A 22,296-nucleotide genomic window follows, 5' to 3' on the forward strand; every position below is an offset into this window, starting at 1 on the left:
ATAATAGTTCGTTAGCCCGCGAGCAAAAGTTTCGCCCGACCATAAAAAATTTATCGCTGTTAGCTAAATTTACGCACCAGAAAATCGAGATCCTCTTCTTTTACCGCTCTGGCAAGGTAATACCCTTGAAAACTTTTGATGCCAGCGGCGGATAAGGTATTAAATTTTTCCTCGCTGTCCACCCCTTCGGCGACACAGGCAACGCCAGTAATATCGCTGTAATACTGCATCGCTTTAATCAGACTGAAATCACTGTCATTTGCGGCAAATTTATCAACGATATCTTTATCCAGTTTCAGGCCATCAAAGGGAATTTGTCTCACCGGGAACATAACGTGATCGCTTGAAAAACAGTCATCTAAAAACAGTCTGCACCCCGTTTGGCGCAGGCGCTGCATGGTGTCCGCAATCCCTTTATCCAGCGTTACATCAATCGTTTCGGCGAACTCAAACACCAGTTTTTCTGCCCAGTGTTCATCACTTAACATTTCAACGGCTTTTTTTGCCATCCCTGGTAAGGCATTTCCGGATGCCAGTTCAGGCGGGATATTAACGGAGAAATAATATTTTCCATTATATTTGTTAATCCCGCGAACGGCGGCATCAATAACCAGAGCCATCAGCTGCAACCAGATATTTTTATCATGCAAGTTCGCCAGAAAATCTGCCGGTTTAAGGATGACGCCTTTACGATTCCAGCGCAGTAATATTTCAAAGCCAACGCCTCTTTTATCACTGTCGGTAATAATCTGATACACCGGGAATATTTCTTTATTTATCAGTGCGGTGGTGAAACGTCCGTCTAAATATGCATTATCATGACTCACAGGCTCGCCTGAAACAGCGAATGTCGCCCGAAACAGCGCGCCACGGCTTAAAAAGGTATTGATCAGCTGTAATTTTCGCAGGCCCTCTTTGCGATAAACGTATATCGTTTTGATCGCCAGACCACAGGCTTTTGCCTGGGCTTTAACCGACACGCCACGATAGAAAGAGAGCACAGAATCTAACTCCCGGCTCGTCAAACCCTTTTCAAAACAATCTTTTACTTTTCTCTCAAGGAACGCGGCCTCTTCCAGCGGCGGGAACACTGCCGTCACAATATCCTGACAGGGGTGCGATAAATTCGCGACGCGTATATTTCTGAGTTTATTTTTATCCCTGATCAAACTGTACAATGTGCGGTAAAGCCAGTTTGCTGGTAATTGACTGTAAATAAGGACGGTGACTTTCGCAGGTTTGGCGTTGAGCAAGACGATCATTTTTTTCAACGAACCTAAAATTTCGCAGATATCTCCTTTAAGGAATACAGAAATCGTAGCACCTGCACTGGCGTACACCGCATTCAGTTCTTCCTGGGATGGCTCATCACCATCGACCATAATACGGTAAGCGCAGATCCCGCTGTTATTCAGGAGCATTTCATACCCTTGCCAGGCATAGCTGCAGGAAGAAATGACGTATCGATTCTGAAAACGTTTCAGGTAGTTGGCACGTGCATCCCAGGCCATGATAATCTCCAGCGAAATATAAATGAGGGTAAAAATGTTTATTGCGAAAAGACGATAGCTGTCAAAATCAATGACCAGAAATAAAAAAGAATGATGTTTGCGAACGCCTTTGACACCTTCACCACTGCGTCTCTGAATAGCGAGATCATAACAAACCAGGAATGTTATCACCATAGATTTAATATCGTATTTTTGTATAAAACAGGTGTCTCCTGTGTTTTTTGTTTAAAACAAAAACATTACTCATCGCGACAGGTGGACATATTTACGTTAATTACCCAACGTATTTAACGTAAAGATGTTCATTCAGTAAACATCCACACATTCATTCAACTTCATTTCTTCATCATCTGCCCACCACGCAAATACACACTTCCTGAATATTATTCATAAATACCAAAAGTAAATTCCACTTATCACATGTATAATAGTGACGCTAAACATTCAATAGAGAAATGAATACCCCCATTGGCTCGTCTCAACATAGGACAACCGTATGGATATCCATATATCATCAAGGGCTTTACTGCTGCGAAGGGATGTGATTAAAAATAATCCAAGATTCAGCGAAGCAATAAAACAACACTTCACCATTAATGATGCCATCTACAAAAAACAACCGTTGTTCTACAAAACGATGCTCCAGGAGTCACGGTTCAATATTGTGTTATCGATGTGCTGTTTTGTTTTTGGCGATCAGGCCTCTTCAGTATCAGAAATAAAAGAGTTATGTACCCGATATAAAATTGCCAGTCCAAACAGTGTCATAGCCATCATCACTTTACTCAGAACCACCAACAGAATTAAAACCTGGCGGTGCACAGAGGATCGGCGCAAGACCATCATCGAACCAACAAAAAAAGGGTTAGACGAACTTAAAAATTATATGTCCGGGGCCTTTTTACCCGTAAGCACTTTATATCCTGATTACAACGTCAATATTAACCTGCTGGATAATGATACGCTCAGACACAGTTTTTTCCGGCGGGCCGCAGAATATCTTTTTCGTGGTGTTACCTTTAAAAATATTTTGCCAGAGGTAGGATTATTTATTGAGAAAGATGGCGGGCGCATGATCATGCTGTATCTTTATCTGCAGGCGATGAAGAATAAAAATGCTCACGGTGCCACTATTGATTATTCAGCCAGCGTGCTGGCAAAAGAGTTTTTCGTCTCCAGAATTCATGTAAACCGGATCATGAAATCCGCTCAGGAGGCCGGCTACCTGAAAGAGCGAGAAGATGGACGCATCAGTATTTATCCAAACTTCTTACAGCTGGTCGAAAACTATGCCGGACTTTACTTTGCCTACGTCACGCATTATCTGAACATACATCCTAAAGAGCGACTGTCTTCTGTCTGATTAAATTCCACCGGAAAATTGAACTGGCGAGCGGTTTTCCGATCGCCAGTATTCATTATCTTTCGCGCAGGGCCTCTTTGGTTTTATTCAACGGTTTCAGCAGGTAGTCAATGATGGTTTTACTGCCCGTTTTAATATCCACGGTCGCAATCATCCCCGGAAAAACAGGAAATTCTTTCCCCTGCTTATTCGTCAGGTGATTACTCGTGGTCCTGATATAGACCCGGTAATAGTAAACATCTCTTTTAACATCATCCTGAATTGTATCAGGAGAAATCATGGTCACTTCGCCTTCCAGCCCGCCATAGATGGAGTAGTCATAGGCCGTCACTTTGACCAGCGCTTTTTGCCCTGGATGGATAAAGGCCACATCGCGCGGGGAAATTTTGGCTTCAATCACCATCTGATCGTCGAGCGGCACCAGGCTCAACAATTTTCCATTTGGCGGAATCACGCCCCCGACGGTGGTAACATCAATATCTTTAACAATCCCGCGAACCGGCGCGTTGAATGTCAGACGGGTGAGGGAATCTTCACGCCCTTTCATCACCGAACGCTGGGCTTCGATTTCGGCATTCGCCTTGGCTAACTCTTCACGGGCGCGAACGTAATACTGGTTTTGCATTTCCGTGATTTTATTCTCAAGCTCATTTTTTTGACGCTCAAGACGCAGAACTTCCACCTTGCTTGCCGCCCCCTGGGTGACCAGCGGTCGGGTCAATGATAGCTCGCGCTGGATAAGCGTGACCCCCTGGCGCAAACCGGTAAGCCCTTTTTCCAGGCTGTCGCGGCGGGAGTGATACAGCGCGGTCTCCTGTTTGACCAGCTCAACGTCATCGTCCAGCTCTTGCGGGAAAACCAGCGCACTTTGATTGGCCTCCGCGTTCAGGCGCGCGGCGGTTGCCATCGCGGCATTCAGCCGGGATTCACTCTCCAGCACGCTGGACTCGGTTTTGGTGCGATCCAGCTGCGCCAGCTGTTGCCCACGCTCGACGATATCCCCTTCGCGCACCAGCAGCTTATGAATAATCCCCCCTTCCAGCGACTGAATAACCTGCTCATGCGAAGAGGGGATCACTTTACCGCTCCCGGTGGTCACTTCATCAAGCTGGAACATACTTGCCCAGATCGTAAAGAGGGCAAAGAGCGCAAACAGAGACCAGGCCACCAGCGTCGAGCGCGGGAGTTTAGGCTCCTGCAGACGGCTGTTGAAACGAGAAAAATCACTCATGCCATCCCCTCCTCGGTTGCGGCCTTCGCGGGAGCGGACGGCTTCATTTTCACGGTGCGCTGCGCCGCCTTCTGCGGGGCCATACCATGGTTATTCAGGATGTTGTCGCGCGGGCCATCCATAATAATTTTGCCGTTTTCCAGCACGATGATGCGATCGACCAGTTCCAGAATCGGCAAACGGTGCGTGGCCACCACCAGCGTTCGCCCGTCGCCGAGCCAGTTTTTGAGATGATGGATAAACTGCTTTTCGCTCACTTCATCAAGCCAGGCGGTCGGCTCATCGAGCAAAAGGATATTCGGTGCGGTGAGTAACGCGCGCGTCAGCAACAGGGCCTGTCGCTGGCCGCCGGACAATCCGGCCCCGCCTTCGCTGATCACATAGTTCAGCCCCATTTTTTGCTTGCGAACAAACTCCAGCGCCCCGCTGACGGTTAATGCCTGATGAATCTCCTCGTCAGTCGCCAGCGGATTCCCCATCACAATGTTGTCGCGCACGGAGCCAAAGAACAGGCGCGCCTGCTGGCTGAGGAACTGCATATCGCGGCGCAGATCGGCCGTGTCGAGGTGATTCAGCGCCACATCATCGAGCAAAATGGTGCCCTGCTGCGGTTCCTGCATCCCCGCCAGAAGCTGTAACAGCGTGCTTTTGCCGGAACCATTGCGCCCCAGAATCGCAATCCGCTCGCCCGCATTGATGGTCAAACGGGGGATGTTCAGGACGTTTTGCTTCTCTTCTTCGTCATAATAAAAGCCGACCTCCTCCAGCACGTAGTGGCCGCGCAGATGGGCTTTATGCACCTTTTTCCCTTGTAGGGGATCGTCAATCGGACGCTGCATCAGATCGTCCAGCCCCTTGCGGGCAACTTTTGCCGACTGCCAGCGCGACAACACGCCGGAAATTTGCGACAGCGGCGCGATAGTGCGCGAAGCAAGAATCGATGTCCCCACCAGCGCACCGGTGGTCATGTCACCGCTGATCACCAGATAACAGCCAATCAGCAGGACCACGGCATAGACAATCGACTGAACTTCCTGCGTCCACGTCAGAAGCAGGCCGGTGAGCCAGCGCTGTTTCATCCCGACGCTCGCGGCCACGTCGTTCGAGTTGTTCCACTGGTTCTGAAAACGCTGCTCCGCGCGCATCAGTTTAATGTCTTCGATGCCCTGCACCGCCTCGACCAGCGTGGCGTTACGAATGGCCGATTCGCGCATCCCTTCCGTGGAGAGCTTTCCGAGCGGACGCTGGATCAACAGACCCGGAATCAGCAGCAGCGGCACCGCAAGCAGCACCACCAGCACCAGCGGGCCGCCGATCATCCACAGGATGAAAACGAACAGCAGGAAAAACGGCAGATCGGAAATCGCCGCAATCGTCGTGGAGGTGATCAGCTCGCGAACAGACTCAAGCTCGCGGATCTGAGCGATAAAGGAGCCGGTTGATTTTGAGCGGGCACCGTTTTTAATGCGCAGGGCGTGGGCGAACACCCGCTCCGAAATGCGCAGATCGGCACGCTTCCCGATCACATCTGAGATGTGTACCCGCAGCATACGCATCACAAACTCGAAGGTGATGGCGAGCATCACGCCGCCAAACAGCACCCACAGGGTGGCCTCAGACTGGGACGGCACCACGCGATCGTAAACCTGCATGGAAAACACCATTCCAGAAAGGGCCAGCACGTTCGCCACCAGCGCCACCAGCATGATGTCGCTGTAGCGACGCCAGTCTTTCAGCGCCAGCTGCCAGAACCAGTTCTTTTCATAAGGTTTGATGTAGTCATCGACCCTCGCGTCGGGCGTCGACTCCAGCGGGCGCAGCACGATTAACCCCGTCAAACGGGTACCCAGCGCATCGCGCGTCAGGCTCGTTTCCAGTCCACCGTCACCGCTGAACTGCAGGCTGACGTTGCCCTCTTTGTCCATCCGGTTGATGACCGCAACCTGCCCGCCATCAAACTCCGCTAACAGCGGCAGACGCCACGGATCAATCAGTGCCGCATCCGCTGGCACAACGCGCAGCCGAAGCCCGAGCTGGCGTGCCATATCGTTGAGCACCTGCTCTCGCGGAGAGTGGCTCTCGTGATGAATCGTGACCCGGACGTGTTCTTGCGAATAGTCCAGCCGGTAATGTTTTGCAACGAGCACCATGGCTTCAAGCCAGGGTTCGTACTGCGGGTGAGTCTTCATTTTGCAACGTCCTGTTCAGGGCGGCGATATCGCTCTGAAATGATATCCCTGTGGAACGGCCAGAATGTAAACCCTTTCTGAACGTGTCGACAAAAATACCTTAATATTTATGTGGTTAGTCGTATTACTGTAAAGATACGAAAAATGCCGCGAGAATCGCTTCTCGCGGCCTGAGGTTTACGCAACTAACAGCTGATGGTTTGCCAGCAAGGTGGCCAGATCCGTCTGTACCCCGTTCAGAGTGACCACCGTAGTCGGATCGAACTGGCTGCCCGTTCCGTCGCGGTCGATCTGAATTTCGGTGTTACTGCCGTTCTGCACCACGCGCAGGTAATCCGTAATATTCCCCGCGCTGCTGTCCAGAGTGGCGACACCGTTGACATAGCTCGCCGAGGCGGTGCCGGTATACCCGCTGTCGGATAACAGCTCGCGCAGATCGATACGGTCGGTATCCGCCGTCCCTTCCCAGGTCCCGACGGTAAAGCCGTTAACCTGATCGCTGCCGTTACCGCCCGTGGCGTCAGCGGCGTTGATGAGCTTGTACAACAGCGTGTCGTGCCCGCCGCTGCCAATATTGAAAGTGTCGTTCCCGCCACGGCCTTCGAACTGGTTATCCCCGCTGTTGCCGGTGATCACGTCGTCGAAGTCTGAGCCTGCAATCCCTTCAATATTCTTCAGGGTGGTGGTGTTAAACCCGGTGTCCTGGGCTGTCGTGACGCTCAGGTCCACCGTGATGCCCGCGCTCGCATTGCGGTAGTCGACCACATCCATCCCGCCGGTGTTGCTCCAGGTATCGTGATCCGACGTGGTGCTCCAGCCGCCGGAACCGTTGTAGGTATAACTTCCTTCTTCGGCGATAAAGGTGTCGTTATAGCCCGTCCCGGTCAGCGTTCCGCTGTGCCCCCCCGTCGCGGCATCGGCTGTCAGCACATAGCCTTCTTTGCCGTTGCCTGCTTCCAGTCCGTCCCAGGTCACGTTGGCGGAAGCACCGTTAGTGAACTTCACAATCTCTGCGGAGTAGGTTTCATCCGGATTCAGGCCGTAGAAACTGACCAGCGCCGAGCTGTCATTCACCCCGAAACCGGACTGGGCGTTGATGATTTGCGACGCCACCAGCTCACCGCGCGCGTTGTACAGATTCACGGTGTTGCCGTAATAGCTGTTGATGCCTTCGCTATCGACAATACGCAGGTGCATGGCCGTGCCGTCTGCAATGGTCTGTTTGTTCTGCACATAGACCACTTTGCCGTTCTGCTGAGACACCAGCAGATCCTTCGCGCCATCCCAGTTGTAATCCACCGCCGCAATCCCGGTGACATTCACCAGGCCAGTTGCCAGCTGGCTTGACGTCCACGTCGTCCCGTTATTGTTGTTGGTGAACAACGTCGCGGTTTGCGATCCGCCGTAGGTGCTGAACTTGATCACGTCCATTTGGCCGTCACCGTTCCAGTCCACCGCCGCCGACAAATAACCCGCCGTGGCGTTTGAGGCTTCCACCGCACTCTTCGAGGCCGACAGCTGGCCGTTACCGTCGTTGTAATAGATCACACCGCCGGTATTGCCGTAACTGCTGCCGAGATAGAGATCCATATACCCGTCGCCGTTGAAATCAGCCCAGGTCATCGACGCCGCCGTGGTGGTGTTTGCCGCGTTCACCACAAACACGTTGGTGATGGTTTGCCCGACAGTGAGCGTGCCATTCCCGCCGTTGTTGATGACCGTCATCGAGAACGCGTTACCGCTGCGGTTGGTGTGCTGGACGATATCCACGGTGCCGTCGTTGTTAATGTCCACCCCGGAGATTTCACGTCCTGAGTCAAACTGGCCGTAGAAACCACCTTCCCCGCCGGTTCCATCCGGTGTCAGCGTGCCGTTGTTGTTGATCAGGTAGGTCAGGGAGTCCATCCCGGCATCGCCGTAGGCCAGATCCAGATAGCCATCACCGGTTTTATCGTACGCAATAACGCCGCCGTAATAGATAGTGGTTCCCATCCCCAGCTGGCTGCCGGTGTAGCTGGTGCCGTTATAGGTCCACATCACCTGCGTCGAGTTGAGGTAAGTGCTTTCCGTCGCAAACACATCCCCGGTCCCATTACGGTCGAAGTCGGCCGTGGTCTGGCTCACCACGTTATAGCCACGGGTGTTGGTCAGGGCGGTATTGCTGTAGGTCGACATATCGCTGCTGGAATACGAGCGTCCGTTGGCGATGATATTCCACAGCCCGCTGCTGTTCATGCCGAGCGTCATGGTGGAGTTGTCGCTGCTGCCGGTGGTGCTGGCCCAGTCGGTATTCACCGAGTCGGTTCCGATGGTCAGGCTGCCGGTGGTGGTGCCTGTCGTGTTGCCGTTACCCGCGCTGCTCTTCACCTGCGCCGTCACGCTGTAGCTGCTGGCAGCCAGCGCATCGCCGTCAGGTATCTGCACATACCAGGTGTTGTGATTCGGGTCGACCACCACCGCACCGCCGGTTTCGGAGGTGTAGGTTTTGCCGTTAACCGTGACCACCAGATACTCGCCGTTGGTCAGCTCAGCGGACAAGGTCCCGCTCAGGATCGGCGTGGTGTCCGACGTGGTCTGTCCGGTAATCGCCGCCGTAGTGGTCGGAATGCTGGTATCGACGCGCAGCACGAAATCATCGGAATCCGTGGTGTTCCCCGCCGTGTCGGTGACACGCAGCACGTAGGTGTGGTTTCCGTCAATCAGACCGCTGTCCTGGAAGTACCAGCTGGTCGCCCCGTTCATCGTGACCTGACCCAGCTTCACGCCGTCGCGGTACAGCTCGGCAATTTCACCCGCCGCCAGGGCCTGATTCAGCGTCCCGTTGATCTGTGGCGTGGTGTCATCGGTGGCGACAGACGATCCGAAATCGCTCTGGCGCTCGCCTTCGTTGTCCGTGTAGCTCACCACGGTACCCTGCGTGACAGGCGGTGTGGTATCAACCGTCACCACCTGCTGCGCGGTCGAGCCGACGTTGCCCGCCTCATCGATAATGCGCACCTGGTAAGTGTGGTCACCTTCCGGGAGCACGCGAGGATCGGTGTAGCTCCACTGCGTCTGCGTCACCGTGGCATCGGTCCAGGTGGCACCGCCATCCATACTAATCTGCACGCGCTCGTCGCTGGCAAGCGCTCTGCCAAGCGATCCGCTGACCGTCAGGGTGGTATCGTTGGTGATAAAATCACTCGCGGATTGCCCGGTGTCATCGCTGATGGCATCAACCGTAATGCCGTATTGCGGTGCCTGGGTATCGACAGTCACCACCTGCGAGGTGGTCGCGCCCACGTTGCCCGCCTGATCCACCACGCGAACCTGATAGCTATGGTCGCCATCGCCCAGCGTACGGGTGTCGGCATACTGCCATTGGGTGCCGTTGACCGTGGCATAGACCCAGGTCTGCCCACCGTCGAGACTCACCTGGACAAACTCATTCGCCCCGAGCGTTGCCCCCAGCGTGCCATGCAGCGTGTAAGAGGTTTCGCTGGTCAGGAAGTCATTGTTATCAAAGCCGGTATCGACGGTGATGTTATCCACCGTAACGGTAATCGCCGCATCAGGCGCAATCGTATCGACGGTCACCTGCTGATGAGCGGAATCCCCCACGTTACCCGCCGTATCAATGACGCGTACCCAGTAGTCGTATGTCTGGTTTTGCAGCGTGCGGCCGTCCGCGTAGTACCAGCTATTGCCTACCACGGTGACGTTCTGCCAGGTATTGCCACCATCCAGGCTAATCTGCACGTACTCGCCGTCCGACAGCGTCGCGCCCAGCGAGCCGTGCAGGGTCAGGGAGGTATCCTGGGTGACAAAGTCACTGTTGCTCAGCCCGGTGTCGTCGCTGATGCTGTCGATGGTGACGGTTTTACTCGCGTCCGGCACCACCGTATCAATGGTCACCACCTGGCTGGTGGTGGCGCTGATGTTGCCTGCGTCGTCAATCACGCGCAGCTGATAGTTGTAATCGCCGTCGGCCAGCGTGCGGCCATCGACCCAGGTCCAGCCCAGGCCACTCACGCTCACGTTAGCCCAGGTCACGCCGCCATCAGTGCTGATTTGCGCATATTCGCCGTTGCCCAACGCCGCGCCCAGCGTCCCTTTCAGGGTGATCTGGTTATCGCTGGTAATAAAGTCGCTGCCGGACAGCCCCGTATCCTGGGTCACAGAATCCACGGTAATGGTGGTGGAGGCCGGTGCGGTGAGATCGACCACCACGTTCTGGCTGTCGGTCGCGCCCACGTTACCCGCGTTATCCACCACCCGGACCTGATACGTGTAAGTCCCGTCCGTCAGCGTGCGGCCATCGGTATAGCGCCATTGCGTGCCGGTGACCGTCAGATCGCTCCAGGTCACGCCGCCATCAAGGCTGATCTGCGCCTTCTCGTTATTGCCGAGCTGCGCGGTCAGGGAGCCGTTGACGATAACCTGATTATCGTTAGTGATGAAATCGCTGCTGCTCAGGCCGGTGTCGTTGTGCAGAGAATCAATGCTGATCCCCATCGACGGCGCGGTCAGATCCACCGTCACGTTATGGCTATCGCTGGCGCTGTTGCCGATGGTGTTGCTGACCTCGGCATGAATGACATATGCGCCACCGTCGGCCAGTGCGGTCACATCCGCGCTGCCCAGGGTGTATTCCCAGCTGCCGTCGTTTTGAACGGTTGTGGTGTAAGTTTTACCGTTCAGCGTGAGGGTGACCGTGCGGCCCGCAGGCGCGTCGGTGGTGCCGCTGATCACCAGCGGGGTGCCGTGCTCTGCGGCGTTGACAATATCATCGTCGGCAAAGGTGTTGATGCTGATGGTCGGCACGTCACCGTTCAGGGTCACGTCATGCGTGGTGCTGCCAGGGTTTCCGGCTTTATCGCTGACGGAGGCGGTAATGGTGTAATCACCGTCGCTCAGGCCGAGGAAATCGCGCCCGGAGACAAATACCGACCATTTACCGTCGGCGTCAACTATCGCCTGATAGCTGTGGCCGTTGAAGGTCACCGTCACCCTCTGGCCCTGTTCGGCGGTCGTTGTGCCGCTGAGGGTTTGCCCCGCCAGCTGTTCGCTGTTATTCACGATATCGTCGCCCGCCACGGTATCAATGGTAATGACCGGCGCAACGGTATCCACCGTCAGGGTATGGGTGGTCTGTCCGCTGTTACCGGCTTTATCGCTTACCGACGCAGTGACGGTTAACGCCCCTTCGTTCAGCGCCGCGAGATCCGTTGCTGGAACATTCAGCGTCCAGGTTCCGTCGCTGGCAATCTGGGCGGTATAGGTCTTGCTGCCCAGCGTGACGGTGACCATTTGCCCCGCTTCCGCGCTGGACGAACCGTGGATGGTCAGCGGCTGCTGCTGTTCGACGGCGTTCAGAACATCGTCGCCCGCGAGCGTGGCGATACTGACTACCGGCGGCGTGGTATCGACGCTCACCGTGTGGGTGGCTGACGCACTGTTACCCGCGCTGTCCTGGGCGGAGACGGACACCTGATAGTGTGCGCCATCCGCCAGCCCCGCGACGTCTGCCGCAGGAACAGTGGTCGTCCAGGAACCATCGCTCTGGATGTTCGCCGTATAGTTTTTACCATTCAGCGTAACGGTCACCTGCGTCCCGCTGGCGAACTGGGTGCTTGAGCCGCTGATGGTCAGCGCGCTGCCCGCTTCCGCCGCGTTAATCACATCATCGCCGCTGATGGTCGCAACCGTCAGGGAGACAGAAGCGGTGTTCACCACCACGTCGTGCGTCTGGGTGCTGCTGTTACCCGCGCTGTCCGTCACGGTGGCGCTGATGGTCACCGTACCGTCCTGCAACGCTGAAATCACGCTGGCTGGCACACCGACGCTCCACTTGCCGCTGGCATCCACCGTGGTGGTGTACTGCTGGCCGCCGATCGTGATAATGAGCTTATCGCCCACCGCCGCGCCCGTCGCCGTACCGCTGACAATCTGCGCCTGTCCGTGCTCAACGCTGTTGATGACGTTATCGCCCGCCACCGTATTGAAGCTGATAACGGGCGGCGTGGTATCGAGAGTGATCGCCTTGCTGGCGCTGCCTGGGTTTCCGGCGTTATCGCTCACGCTGACCTGCACCGAATAGCCGTTATCCGCCATCGCCGCCAGATCGCCCGCCGGAACAGAGAGGTTCCAGCTACCGCCAGCCTCTACCTGGGCGGTGTACGTTTTACCGCCCAGCATGACGGTCACCGTCTGGCCCACTTCTGCGGTAGTGGTACCGGAAATCACAATCCCTGCGGCTGCTTCGCTACCGTTGATGACGTTATCCCCGGCGACCGTATCAATCGTGACGGTCGGCGCAGTGCTGTCGACGCTGTATTCGCGCCCCGCCGAGGCGCTGTTGCCGTTGACGTTGGTGACGCTCACCTGCACGCTGGCGTCGCCCTCTTTCAGACCGTTCAGATCCGCCGATGGCACCGTGACGGTCCATTTCCCGTCCGCATCCACCTGCGCGGTATAGGCTTTCCCGCCAAAGGTGATGTTGACCGTCTGATTCGCTTCGACGTTCGTGGTGCTGCCAGAGAGGACAAGGTCCGCCCCTTTTTCCGCCGCGTTGATCACATCGTCTGTCGTAATGGCATCGATGCTGATCGCCACGTCCGCCAGATCGACTTTCACGACATGGTTGATCGAGACCGGATTCCCGGCGCTGCTCTGGCCTGCCACCGTAATGGTGATGTTGCCTGCCGCCAGCGCACCGACGTCTGCCGCAGGAACGGCGGCGCTCCAGGTGCCGTCCGCCAGCACCGTCGCCGGATAGGTTTTGCCGTTGACGGTGACGGTCAGGGCGCTGCCTGCCGGGAGGCCGTCGCTGTCGCCGGTGATAATCAGGTTCTGTCCGTGTTCAATGCGGTTGATCACGTCATCGCCCGCCACGGTATCCACGCGCAGGCCCGGCAGGCTGGCGTCGATGGTGATGTCGCGCTCGCCGGAACCGCTGTTACCCACGCCGTTAGTGACGGAGGCGGTGACGGTCAGATCGCCGTTGCCCAGCGCCGTCAGCACGTCCGCCGGGACGTTCACCGACCAGCTCAGATCGTTCTGCACTGTGGTGGTGTAAGTGTTGCCGCCAATGGTGACAGTCACGGTGTTGCCCTGCTGGGCGTTCACCACCGTACCGCTGATGGTCTGGCCCGCCGCCACTTCGTCGGCGTTGATCACGTTGTCCGTAGCAATCGCATTAATAGTGACGCCTGGCAGCGCCGTATCCACCTGCAGGTTTGCACTGCCGCTGATGCTGTTGCCCACGCCGTTGGTGGCGCTGGCGTTAAGGGTGTAGTTTGCTTCACCGAGACCCGCGAGGTCGGCTGCCGGTATTGTCAGGCTCCAGCGGCCATCTGCGGCCGTTGTGGCGGTGTACTGCTTACCGTTCAGCGTGACCGTCACCCGTGTGCCTTCGGCCAGGTTTGCGCTGATCCCGTCGACGCTCAGGTCGTGACCTTTTTCTACGGCGTTCAGCACGTTATCGCCGGAAATGGCATTGAAGCCCAGAGACGGCAAACCGGTATCGACAGTCACGTTATGGCTGCCGCTGCCGGTGTTGCCTGCTGCATCGGTGACGTTCACGGAGACCGTCACTGAGCCATCGCTGAGCGCCGAAATCACGCTGGCTGGCACGCCAACACTCCAGTTGCCGCTGGCATCCAGCACCGTGGTGTACGTCTGGCCGCCGATGGTCACAGTGACGCTATCGCCTGCCGCCGCGCCGGTGGCTGAACCACTGATGATTTGCGCCTGAGCATGCTCGGCCACGTTAATGACGTCATCGCCCGCGATGGTATTGATGGTGATTACCGGAACGGTGACATCCACCGTCAGGTTACGATCGACCGACGCCGGGTTACCGGCTTTGTCAGCCACCGAGGCGTGGATCGTGGTAACGCCGTCCGCCAGACTCGCCACATCAGCCGCCGGAACGTCCAGCGTCCAGCTGCCGTCTGCGCCTACCGTGGTGGTGTAAGTTTTATTGTTCAGCGTCACGACGACCGGCTGGCCCGCTTCCGCCGTGCTGGTGCCGCCGATCGTCAGATCAGCTTGCGCTTCTGCCGCGTTGAGAATGTCGTCTGCCGCAACAGTGTTGATCGTCACGCCCGGCGCGGTGCTGTCGACGCTGTACTCGCGTCCCGCCGAGGCGCTGTTGCCGTTAACGTTGGTGACGCTCACCTGCACGCTGGCGTCGCCCTCTTTCAGACCGTTCAGATCCGCCGATGGCACCGTGACGGTCCATTTCCCGTCCGCATCCACCTGCGCGGTATAGGCTTTCCCGCCAAAGGTAATGTTGACCGTCTGATTCGCTTCGACGTTCGTGGTGCTGCCAGAGAGGACAAGGTCCGCCCCTTTTTCCGCCGCATTGATCACATCGTCGGTCGTAATGGCATCGATGCTGATCGCCACGTCCGCCAGATCGACTTTCACATCGTGGTTGATCGAGACCGGATTCCCGGCGCTGCTCTGGCCGGCCACTGTAATAGTGATGTTGCCTGCCGCCAGCGCACCGACGTCTGCCGCAGGAACGGCGGCGCTCCAGGTGCCGTCCGCCAGCACCGTCGCCGGATAGGTTTTGCCGTTGACGGTGACGGTCAGGGCGCTGCCTGCCGGGAGGCCGTCGCTGTCGCCGGTGATAATCAGGTTCTGTCCGTGTTCAATGCGGTTGATCACGTCATCGCCCGCCACGGTATCCACGCGCAGGCCCGGCAGGCTGGCGTCGATGGTGATGTCGCGCTCGCCGGAACCGCTGTTACCCACGCCGTTAGTGACGGAGGCGGTGACGGTCAGATCGCCGTTGCCCAGCGCCGTCAGCACGTCCGCCGGGACGTTCACCGACCAGCTCAGATCGTTCTGCACTGTGGTGGTGTAAGTGTTGCCGCCAATGGTGACGGTCACGGTGTTGCCCTGCTGGGCGTTCACCACCGTACCGCTGATGGTCTGGCCCGCCGCCACTTCGTCGGCGTTGATCACGTTATCCGTAGCAATCGCGTTGATGGTGACGCCTGGCAGCACGGATTCCACGTTAACCGTATGCACCGCACTCCCGCTGTTGCCTGCGCTGTCGGTTGCCGACGCGCTAATGTCATACAGCGCTTCGCCCAGCGCCCCGACCTGATCCGCCGGAACGGTGGTGGTCCATTTGCCCTCGTCATTGACGATGGCGCTGTAGGCTTTGCCATTGAGCATCACCGTCACCATCGCGCCAGCCGCCAGGCCCGTCGCGGTACCGCTGATCGTCAGCTCCTGGGCTTTTTCGGCGTTGTTGATGACGTCGTCACCGGAGACCGTATCGATGGTCAATACCGGCGCAGTGAGGTTGACCGCCACGTCATGGGTGGTGGTGTCGCTGTTACCCGCTTTGTCCGTCAGCGTTGCCGTGAGGGTATGATCGCCCGCGATCAAGGCTCCCACGTCTGCCGCCGGAACGCCCACGATCCAGTTGCCAGAGGCATCCAGCGTGGCGGTGTAAGATTTGTTGTTGAGGGTGACGGTCACGACATCGCCCGCTTCAGCACCCGTCACGTGGCCCGTGACGATCAACGCCTGGCCATGCTCGGTGCTGTTTATGATGTCATCGCCGGAAAGTGTATCGATGGTTAACTGCGGCACCGTGGCGTCCACCAGCACGTCGCGATCGGCGCTCGCCGGGTTGCCCGCTTTGTCGGCCACGGATGCGGTCACGGTGTACTGGCCGTCGCTGATTCCGGCCATATCGGCCGCCGGAACGGTGACGCTCCAGTTGCCCCCCGCCAGAACCGTGGTGGTGTACTCTTTTCCGTTCAGCGTGACGGTCACGGGTTGACCCGCTTCGGCGTTGGTCGTCCCGTTCACCACCAGATCCTGCTGCGCTTCCGCCGCATTGACGATGTTGTTATCGCTGATGATCTCGATAGAAAGTGACGGCGCGGTAGCATCGACGCTGTACTCGCGGCCTGCCGAGGCGCTGTTGCCGTTGACGTTGGTGACGCTCACCTGCACGCTGGCATCGCCGTCTTTGAGACCCGCCAGATCCGCAGATGGCACGGTGTACGTCCAGTTGCCGTTGGCATCGACGGTCGTGGTATAGGTTTTGCCCCCAAAGGTCAGGGTGACCGTCTGGTTCGCTTCGACGTTCGCCGTGGTGCCGGAGAGCACCAGATCGGTCCCTTTCTCCGCCGCGTTGATCACATCGTTGCTGGCAATCGCGTCAATGCTAATTGCCACATCCGCCAGATCGACCTTCACGTCATGGCTGATAGAGACCGGATTTCCGGCGCTGCTCTGGCCTGCTACCGTGATGGTGACGTTGCCTGCCGCCAGCGCACCGACGTCGGCCGCAGGAACGGCAGCGCTCCAGGAGCCGTCCGCGAGGACCGTCGCCGGATAGGTTTTGCCGTTGACCGTTACGGTCAGCGCGGAGCCTGCCGACAGGCCGGTACTGGTGCCCGTCACCATCAGGTGCTGGCCGTGTTCAACGATGTTAATCACATCGTCGCCCGCCACCGTGTCCACGCGCAGCCCCGGCAGATTGGCGTCGATAGTGATATCGCGCTCACCCGTACCGGTATTGCCATGACCATTCGTGACCGACGCTTCTACCGTCAGATCGCCGTTGCCGATTGCGCTCAGCACGTCTGCCGGGACATCCACAGACCAGCTGAGATCGCTTTTAACGGTCGTGGTGTAAGTATTGCCGCCGATAGTCACCGTAACGGTATCGCCGTTCGCCGCGCCGCTGACTTTACCGCTGAGGGTCTGCCCGGTCGCCACTTCCGAGGCGTTAATAATATCGTCGCTGGCGATGGCATTGAGGGTGATCACCGGCAGGGCGCTGTCGACCAGCACGTCGTGCGTGGTGCTGCTGTTATTGCCCGCACTGTCCGTGACGCTGGCCGTCACGGTGTAATTCGCTTCACCCAGCGCGCTGACCGCCGAGGCCGGAACGGTTACCGTCCAGTTCCCGCTGTCATCGGCGATGGCGGTGTATTGGATGCCGTTGAGCGTGACGGTGATCACCGTGCCCTGCGGCTGGTCGCTGGTGCCAGAAAGAGCCAGATCTGCACCTTTTTCAGCCGCATTGATCACGTCGTCATCGGCAAGCGTGTTAATCGCAATCACCGGTTTTGCAGTGTTCACCACCACATCCACCGAATTACTGCCCGTATTGCCGGCACTGTCAGTCACGGAGACGTCGATTGTCCAGGTTCCGTCTGCCAGCCCCTGAATCACGGAGGCGGGCAGGCCCAGGCTCCAGTTGCCCGCCGCATCCACTGCGGTGGTGTAATTCACGCCGTCAATGGTGACGGTCACCAGATTGCCTGCGGCCGCGCCCGTCACCGAGCCACTTAAAATCTGCGCCTGCGAGTGGGCGGTGTAGTTCACGGTGTTGGTGTCGGTGACAAAATCATTAATCGTCACCTGCGGAACCGTAGCGTCGACCAGGCCGATTCGGTCGGTGCTGGCGCTGTTTCCGGCCACGTCGCTGACGCTCGCGTTGATCGTCACGTTGCCGTCGGCGAGGGCACCCACATCGGCGGCAGGAACGCTCAGCTGCCAGCTGCCGTCATTCTGCACGATAGCCTGATAGGTTTTGCCGTTCAGGGTGAGGGTCACGGTCTGGCCCGCTTGCGCACTGGTGCTGCCGCTTAAAATCAGATCCTGCTGCGCTTCTGCAGCGTTGATGATGTTGTCGTCCGTCAGGTTGTCGATAGCAATCGTCGGTGGCTGGGTGTCCACCGTGATCACGCGTGACGCATCGGCGCTGTTGCCGCTGGTGTTGGCTACGCTGACGCTAACCTGCGCGCGCCCGTCGCTTAGCCCGTCCATCGCGCTGGAAGGGACCGTCAGGCTCCAGGAGCCGTCCTGCTGAACCTGGGCCGTGAAGGTTTGATCGGCAAATTTCACTACCACCGTCTGGCCCGCTTCGACGCCCTGCGTCTGGCCGGACAGGGTGAGGTCAGCCGCTTTCTCGGCGGCATTCAGCATGTCATCAAGGGTCACCGTGTCGATGGACACGGCGACAGGAGAGAGATTCAGTTCAATGGGATGTTCAGCGGAAACGGTATTGCCCCACTGATCCTGCGCGCTGGCCACAACCAGAATATCGCCCGCGGTCCAGTTTTGCAGGTCTGCCGCCGGGACACCGATCTGCCAGCTGCCGTTGGCGGCAATGACCGCCGGATAATCGATATTGTTGATGGTGACGGTCATCTGTGAGCCTGGCGCCAGGTGGCTGCTTGAGCCGGTGACAGTCAGATCCTGGTGCTGCTCGATGGCGTTAATCACGTCGTCGCCAGAGATGGTGTTGACGCGCAGGCCCGGCAACGCGGCGTTGATATTAATATCGCGCTCGCCGGTGCCCGTATTGCCGTGAGCGTTGGTCACCGATGCCGTAAAGGTCAGATCGCCGTCGCCAAACGCGTTCAGATCGGCGGACGGAATCGATACATTCCAGCTCAGGTCGTTGCCGACGATGGCAGTGTAGCTTTTGCCGCCGACGGTAATGGAGACGGTGTCGCCCGCAGCCGCACCAACGACGCGGCCACTGAGCGTCTGGTCAACGGCGACTTCCGCATTGTTGACCAGATTATCGCCCGCAAAGGTATTGATGATCACCTGCGGCAGCGCCGTATCCACCAGCAGCATGGCGTCCGCGCTGCCGACGTTGCCCACGCTGTCCGTTCCGCTCACGCTTACGGTGTAGAGGGTATTCGCCAGATTCAGCACATCGGCCACCGGCACCTGCACCGACCAGACGCCGTTCTCCACGGTGACCTGGTAGCTGATGTTATTCAGGGTTACGGTTACCGCGCTGCCGTTCGGCAGATTACTGGTGCCGCTGAGATCGAGTGGCAACATCGCTTCCTGAGCGTTCAGCACGTTGTCCTGGCTGATAGGGTCGATCGTCAACTCAGGTGCTGCACCGCTCAGGGTAAAATCGTGAGTGGCATTCCCGGTGTTACCGGCCGCATCCGTCACCGCAACGGAGAGCGTAAAGTGACCTTCGCCGAGCGCACGGATTTCGTTCGCCGGAACGCCCACGCTCCAGCTGCCATCGGCTTGTACGACGCCCGTATAATGCTTACCGCCCAGCGTCACGGTAACCACGTCACCTTCGGCTGCGCCGCTCGCGCGACCGGAAATAATCTGCGCCTGACCCTGCTCATCGGCATTGATCACGTCATCGCCCGCGACGGCGTTCACCGTCACGACAGGGGCTACGGTATCGACGCTGAAATCAGCGGTGGTGGAGGTGGGATTGCCGGCTTTGTCGTTGACGTTTACCGTGACCGTATGGGAACCCTCAGCGAGTGCGTTGACGTCGCTGTTATTCAGGGTCAGGGACCATGTGCCGTCACTGCCGACGGTGGTGGTGTAGTTTTTACCGTTGAGGGAGACCGTGACAATTTGCCCGGCCTCGGCGTTGGTTTTACCGCTCAGCGTTAATGGCTGGCCGTGCTCGGCGGCGTTGAGAATGTTGTCCTGCGAAATGGCATCCACGGAGAGCGTCGGCGCGTGGGCATCTACGTTCAGCGTCTGATTTCCGGTGACGGTATTACCCGCCGCGTCTTTGCCGGTCACGGTGACCGTCCAGGTGCCGTCCGCCAATGCCTTCGCATCAGCCGCCGGAACGTTAACGCTCCATGCGCCGTTCGCGCCGACTTCAGTGGTGTAGGTCTTACCGTTCAGCGTGACGGTCAGGTCGGTGCCCTGCGCGAGATGTTTGCTGGTGCCGGACAGGGCAAATCCTGCGGACTGCTCGCTGGCATTGATGACGTTATCTCCGGCAGTGGTGCTCAGCGTTACGCTGGCATCGGCGGTGACCACATTCACGGTGATGCTGCCCGCAGAAGTCGTTTTGCTGCCGTCGATTTGCACTACCGACCAGGTGTGTTCGCCGTCGGTTTGCGTCGGCAGTTTTACCGTCCAGGTGCCATTGGTGCCGACCATCGCGCTGGCGATGGTGTTGCCGCTGCTGTCCTTGATCTGAATGGTCGCGCCCGGCTGGCCGGTGCCGCTAAAGGTCGGGGTGTTATCGTCCGTGACCTCTTTTGCACTCAGCACACCCTGCTTGTCACCCTGTTTATCCGTCACGAGGAAGGTCGGCGTCGCGCTTTCGACCTCTTTGGTGTTGTCGATGACTTTGGTTTTGGTGTCACCATCCCCGCCGTGCGCCAGCAGCGCGCCAATCGCCCCGCCGCCTAATGCGGCCCCTGCGATCCAGCCCCACGGGGCATCGCTTAAGCTACTGGCCTGCTCCAGGAACGGCTCGATGGTGGAAATCGGCGTGGCCTGCGCGCTTAATTCCACCGCCGCCATCCCCGCGGCCTCTTCCGTCTCTGCAAAGGTGATATGAGTCAGTTCCTGCTGGTCGTTAAACACCAGTTCGGAATGGTTTTTACCCTCGGGATCGTCGAGAAAATAGTTATTGCATCGAATCACGCTGCCATCTTTCATGTAAATCAGCAGATCCTTACCCTGGCGCATATAACGTGCGACATCCTGGGCCGATCCGTGGATTTCAATGACACTGGGTGCAGAAACAGATACCGAGAGATTTCCCTCTCCGGTCAATACTGTTTTCTCAGCGGTTTTGCGAATAATGACATCGACAATCTTAGCGTTACTCATATTTCTCTCCTTGCAGGTACACGGGTGCCTGTGAGTATTTCTATCCTGAGGATGTGACTATCCCCGGGAATGAAAATCTCCCATTCTTCTTGAACTTATATCCGCAGCGTCAGCCGCGTTTCTCTAACTTAAATCAGGTAATTTGGCCGCAGCGTTTTTTTCAATTCCAATACGTTGCATGAGATTATCAACGGCTGACGCATAATTAACTGCACTCGCCCAACTATCATATTCTGCTGATATTTTTGAGGAGGTTGCCTGCCAGACATCTTGTTCGACGCTCAGGAGATCGTTAATACTTCGCTTACCGAGGGTATATTCATTTTTATAAACTTCACGGGCGCGTAACGCATTTTCCAGCTGGACATTTCCGGCCTCCATTCGGCCACGCGCCCCGCTCCAGTCTGCCATTGCGACTGAGGCTTTTTGCAGGACATCAAAACGAGCCTGATCCACCTGCGAAGCGGCCATAGCACGCGCCCCCTCAGCCTGGCGAACCCTGGCGGATACTGCCCCGCCCTGATAGAGAGGGGCATCAATATTCAGCTGGATCTGGTCGTCCCAATAGGAGCGGTTATCCGATTCATAGCGCGTTCTTCCCCCTTTCAGGCTCAGGGTCGGCCAGTGCTGGGATTTCGCCCGTTCAATGCCGTACTGGGCAGAACTCTCCATGGTTCTCGCCGCCAGAACGGAGGGGATCAGCGTGTAGTCGATGCTATCAAGGGAATCCTGCTGCACCTCAAGCGTGGACGGTAACGGGGAGAGCTGTTGTGCATCAATTCCCGTCAGAACCGACAGCCTGGCGCGGGCACTTTTCAGCGCCGCGTTGTATTGCTCAAGGGTTGCCTGCATTCCCGCCACGCGGGTTTGCGTTTGCAGCTCATCAGAGGTGGAGCTAAGGCCCGCACTGGAGCGTAATTTCGCCAGCTGTTGCACATTTTTCAGGGCGAGGATGTTCTCCTGCGCGGCCTGGGTCAGGTCTGTATAGCGTTTCACATCCACATAGCTCAGCGCGGTTTTCTCTGCGACCGACGATAACGTCGCCATCAGCTGATACCGATAGCTGTCATGCTGGGCGGAAGACTGGCTGATCGCGCTATTGGTTTTGCCAAAGTCGTACACAAGCTGCGTCAGGCTCAAGCCCCACGCCGCCGAATTTTTCAGCGAACCGCTGGAGTCCGTCGTCTGGCTATGGCCCGTATTGCCGTTCAGTGAAATTTGCGGCATCCACCCGCTTCGGGCTTCATCAATCTGGGCCTGACCAATCCCCATCTGAGCGGCTTGCTGGCTCACGGAGGGATCGCGATCGAAAGCAAAAAGAATGCTCTCTTTTAATGACGTGCGTGCGACGGGAGCGCTGCCAATCGTCCCGTTATTTGCCATCGATGAGGACATCGTGGCCGCAAA

The 22,296-nt window shown here is 57.4% G+C and carries 6 protein-coding genes; 1 reads left to right on the forward strand and 5 read right to left on the reverse strand.

The genetic code is table 11. The annotated features are described in order from the left end of the window. Positions 1-59 precede the first annotated feature (59 nt). Complete coding sequence (locus tag ACB496_RS18555; RefSeq protein ID WP_370447042.1) at positions 60-1,685, reverse strand: EAL domain-containing protein; 1,626 nt, start codon at positions 1,683-1,685, stop codon at positions 60-62. A 322-nt stretch (positions 1,686-2,007) separates the two neighbouring features. On the opposite strand from ACB496_RS18555, the gene ACB496_RS18560 reads away from it, so the two are divergent. Beyond that, complete coding sequence (locus ACB496_RS18560) at positions 2,008-2,874, forward strand: MarR family transcriptional regulator (protein ID WP_371973234.1); 867 nt, start codon at positions 2,008-2,010, stop codon at positions 2,872-2,874. Between the two features lie 55 nt (positions 2,875-2,929). Here ACB496_RS18560 and ACB496_RS18565 read toward each other — a convergent pair whose 3' ends face one another. From ACB496_RS18565 to ACB496_RS18580, 4 genes are all read right to left on the reverse strand, one after another. Next, the gene (locus tag ACB496_RS18565; RefSeq protein ID WP_100778944.1) at positions 2,930-4,105 is read right to left on the reverse strand and encodes an HlyD family type I secretion periplasmic adaptor subunit; all 1,176 of its coding nucleotides are present in this window, start codon (positions 4,103-4,105) and stop codon (positions 2,930-2,932) included. Continuing rightward, positions 4,102-6,294: a type I secretion system permease/ATPase gene (locus ACB496_RS18570; protein ID WP_371973235.1), complete on the reverse strand. Its 2,193-nt coding sequence runs from the start codon at positions 6,292-6,294 to the stop codon at positions 4,102-4,104. The genes ACB496_RS18565 and ACB496_RS18570 overlap by 4 nt, the downstream gene beginning before the upstream one ends. A 177-nt stretch (positions 6,295-6,471) precedes the next feature. Next, positions 6,472-20,889: an Ig-like domain-containing protein gene (locus ACB496_RS18575; RefSeq protein ID WP_371973236.1), complete on the reverse strand. Its 14,418-nt coding sequence runs from the start codon at positions 20,887-20,889 to the stop codon at positions 6,472-6,474. Positions 20,890-21,012: 123 nt separating this feature from the next. Continuing rightward, positions 21,013-22,272 (reverse strand): TolC family outer membrane protein, encoded by a 1,260-nt coding sequence (locus tag ACB496_RS18580; RefSeq protein ID WP_233446079.1) that lies wholly within the window; start codon positions 22,270-22,272, stop codon positions 21,013-21,015. Positions 22,273-22,296 lie beyond the last annotated feature (24 nt).

Source organism: Lelliottia nimipressuralis, from assembly GCF_041464075.1.
GTDB classification, from domain to species: domain Bacteria; phylum Pseudomonadota; class Gammaproteobacteria; order Enterobacterales; family Enterobacteriaceae; genus Enterobacter; species Enterobacter nimipressuralis.

Coding starts and splice junctions, on each gene's coding strand:
- ACB496_RS18555 (WP_370447042.1), bottom strand. CDS start 1,685: ATGGTGATAACATTCCTGGTTTGTTATGATCTCGCTATTCAGAGACGC.
- ACB496_RS18560 (WP_371973234.1), top strand. CDS start 2,008: ATGGATATCCATATATCATCAAGGGCTTTACTGCTGCGAAGGGATGTG.
- ACB496_RS18565 (WP_100778944.1), bottom strand. CDS start 4,105: ATGAGTGATTTTTCTCGTTTCAACAGCCGTCTGCAGGAGCCTAAACTC.
- ACB496_RS18570 (WP_371973235.1), bottom strand. CDS start 6,294: ATGAAGACTCACCCGCAGTACGAACCCTGGCTTGAAGCCATGGTGCTC.
- ACB496_RS18575 (WP_371973236.1), bottom strand. CDS start 20,889: ATGAGTAACGCTAAGATTGTCGATGTCATTATTCGCAAAACCGCTGAG.
- ACB496_RS18580 (WP_233446079.1), bottom strand. CDS start 22,272: ATGGCAAATAACGGGACGATTGGCAGCGCTCCCGTCGCACGCACGTCA.